Raw genomic sequence first — 338 nt, 5'->3', positions numbered from 1 at the left:
TAAGCGTTCGGCATCGAGAGCGGCGGACACGTTTCAGGGGAAAGTCCCTGCGTAAGACAGCGGAGCATCCGGATTGACGAAGCCGCGCGATCATCAATACTCAGCAAAGCGCCTGCGGCGGTCGGATAACGATGTTGATCCGACCGCCGCAGGCGCTTTGCTGTTTTCAGACACACGACCTCGTCGTCGCTGCGGTCCGCCATCGGAAGCGACGAGGCCCGAACAACCCGTCGGGAATCCGCCACTCTCGCTCCCGAACAGCGCGTTCGACCGGACTGCGGGTATAGGATGTCGCGGCAATCAAGCGCTGCGCGCCGCAGCCAGTCAACTTTAGCGTT

The 338-nt window shown here is 61.8% G+C and carries 1 protein-coding gene; it reads right to left on the bottom strand.

The features are described from left to right. The coding region (locus tag RHOFW104R8_RS17795) for a hypothetical protein (protein ID WP_235604260.1) at window positions 1-203 on the bottom strand (203 nt) is incomplete at its 3' end. Between the last annotated feature and the right edge of the window lie 135 nt (window positions 204-338).

Origin of the sequence: Rhodanobacter sp. FW104-R8 (assembly GCF_001617365.1) — a bacterium.
In the GTDB taxonomy this organism is placed as follows: domain Bacteria; phylum Pseudomonadota; class Gammaproteobacteria; order Xanthomonadales; family Rhodanobacteraceae; genus Rhodanobacter.
Note: the sequence above shows the minus strand (reverse complement) of the source record. Positions and strands in the feature narration are given on the sequence as shown.